Annotated in this window: 2 protein-coding genes and 1 pseudogene; all 3 read right to left on the reverse strand. The window is 39.7% G+C overall.

Translation table 11 applies throughout. The annotated features are described in order from the left end of the window. Positions 1–338: 338 nt before the first annotated feature. Positions 339–1,058 carry a hypothetical protein gene (locus tag WR49_RS20605; protein ID WP_052715050.1) on the reverse strand — a complete coding sequence of 240 codons (720 nt, stop codon included), beginning with the start codon at positions 1,056–1,058 and terminating at the stop codon, positions 339–341. Between the two features lie 329 nt (positions 1,059–1,387). Continuing rightward, positions 1,388–1,585, reverse strand: coding sequence for a hypothetical protein (locus WR49_RS20610; RefSeq protein ID WP_017058079.1), 198 nt, complete (start codon positions 1,583–1,585; stop codon positions 1,388–1,390). Then, positions 1,585–2,025, reverse strand: a pseudogene (locus tag WR49_RS20615) (hypothetical protein); the annotation flags it as partial. The gene WR49_RS20610 and the pseudogene WR49_RS20615, both read right to left, overlap by 1 nt. Positions 2,026–2,211: the final 186 nt, after the last annotated feature.

The following is a 2,211-nucleotide window of genomic DNA, read 5'->3' on the forward strand; positions in this document are numbered from 1 at the left end:
ACTTAGCAACACCACCTGAGTGCTTGTCCATAGCCGACTGGGAAGACATACCGTATAACTTAATAAAAAACACAAAAATCAAAATAAAATCAATTATTTAGCTCTAAATTAATGTATATAAAAACAGTGATAAACGACGATTTACACCCATGAATAACGCTGTTTTACAATGAATGCCGCCACTTTTGCGAGCGAACCAGTACCCATAACCTTACTTAGCATTTACACAGCAAATGTATTTATACCTAACCCTAACGCCTTTGCTTGCTGCGTTTGGATAGTCAAGTTCGGGGGGAGCTTGACCAGCACCTCATTTGTTCGATACCCGTATCTTTATGCTAGCTATGGCATTCGGTACACTCACCACCACCACCGCCGCCAAAACCACTACTGCCACTACTAGCTCCACCTCCGCCACTACCGTTAGAACTAGTAAAAGGTCTAGGAACAAAACTTGAGTTGGTGTTAGGGGCTGAAGTAGTACTGATTATTGTCAAAGGCGGTGGTGGTTTGCCTTGATTACCAACAATATTCTGTGTTATTGCACCACTCACTAATGGCCCTACTATTGGAGCTAGAGGCCCTGTTGCGACTCCTACTCCGGTACCAATAACAGTCCCGACAATTGTCGGCATAACCTGCACATCAGATCCTCCGGCTAAACTAGTGCCAACAGAACCACTTAAATTAGAAACAACTGCTACTCCTATATTAGGTAAAGACCGTTTTTTGCGACTTTTAGGAGCGTTCTCGATATATAGATAACCATCCAGTACAGTAAGTTGAATATCCTCAAAAGCGGTAATTTTTAATTGGGCTGGAACTTTAGCGCTTTCTCCCGAATAAATAAGATCAAAAACCTTTCTATTTATATCAGATAGCTCGACAATTCCTGTGCTATATTTTGAATTATGAACATATACGAATTGGTACTCTGATTCTAAGCAATACTCGACACCACCTACTAACTTATACGTAGTATTTTGGGTTAACGGAAAACAAGCAGAAGCACTTGCTGAACATAAAAAAAATGATAATAAAAACAATAACCTTGACATCTCACACACCTTTAACTGAGAATGCAAATAAGAATCAACACCATATGAGTCTATAAAACAATGTCAATATATAAAATATGCAAGTACTCTCTTATCGCTCTAATCGTTTTTATTTTGAGCTTTTTGACAACTCTATTATTAAATAACAATGAATATTATGGTTTTATGAGATACAGTGCTGGGATAAATGCTGTTTTTATAAGCTTTTTTTCTTTTACTTCATTGCATATTGTAAATTACTTGGAAAAAATAAAAGGTTGGAGTTAAATTTTTTCCGAGTATAAACGCTCGGCTTTTATATTTATTCACATTGTAGAATCTATATTCTGCTATTTCATTTTATATGTACCAGAAGAACTACCAGCATCTACAACCACAATAGCATTCTGAGTGATCTCATCGACTACAGCATTCGCAATTGCTTCTGCCATCATGCCTACCATGGCGGATTCACCATCGAGCACAAAGCCCTGGGCTTTCAGTTCGGTTTCTAGCTTCTGTATCAGTGATGTTTTACTTAATGCCATTAGTCTTTTCCCGCATAAACGGCGGATGATACATCAACATGCGGTTTACCCATGAAGGGGCAAATGCTTGCGCCGGTGCAAACGCCTTTTCCGCCATTGAACTTGATGGTGTCGACGTCTTCGGTGATGTTCTTCGCTTTGATGGTTCTGGCGCCTTTGACGGTTTCGGTGTGGTTCCCATCAATTTCAGCGATTCGATTTTCTAGTATTTTGATTTGTTGAGTAAGGCATTCAAGCTTGTCGGCTTGGTCGGTCTTACGCTCGAAGTTACCTTTCTGGTCGACTAACTGATAAACACCTTTGCGCTGTTGGTAGCGGCTTTCGCCTTCTTTGATTCCTAGTAACTTGAAACCAAGTAGCAACACACAACGAATAAAGGACTTATCCGGTTGACCGAACATAAATCTGAGTTCAAACGATATTGCCGGTAGCTCTAAGCGGCAAGATAATTTTTATTGCTCTTAGCAACTCTATTCGCACAACAATCGTAGCTTTTGTCCCCAAACAAAAAAGAGCCGCAAAAGCGGCCCTTGATTTTCAAACTATTCGAATTCGTTCAGATTACTCTTTACCGAATACGTTGTTCTCTTGCTCTTGTACACGGATGAAAGTCGTACGCTTAGTTA

Origin of the sequence: Vibrio sp. ECSMB14106, from assembly GCF_000972265.1 — a bacterium.
Taxonomy (GTDB): Bacteria; Pseudomonadota; Gammaproteobacteria; order Enterobacterales; family Vibrionaceae; genus Vibrio; species Vibrio kanaloae.

Coding starts and splice junctions, on each gene's coding strand:
- WR49_RS20605 (WP_052715050.1), bottom strand. CDS start 1,058: ATGTCAAGGTTATTGTTTTTATTATCATTTTTTTTATGTTCAGCAAGT.
- WR49_RS20610 (WP_017058079.1), bottom strand. CDS start 1,585: ATGGCATTAAGTAAAACATCACTGATACAGAAGCTAGAAACCGAACTG.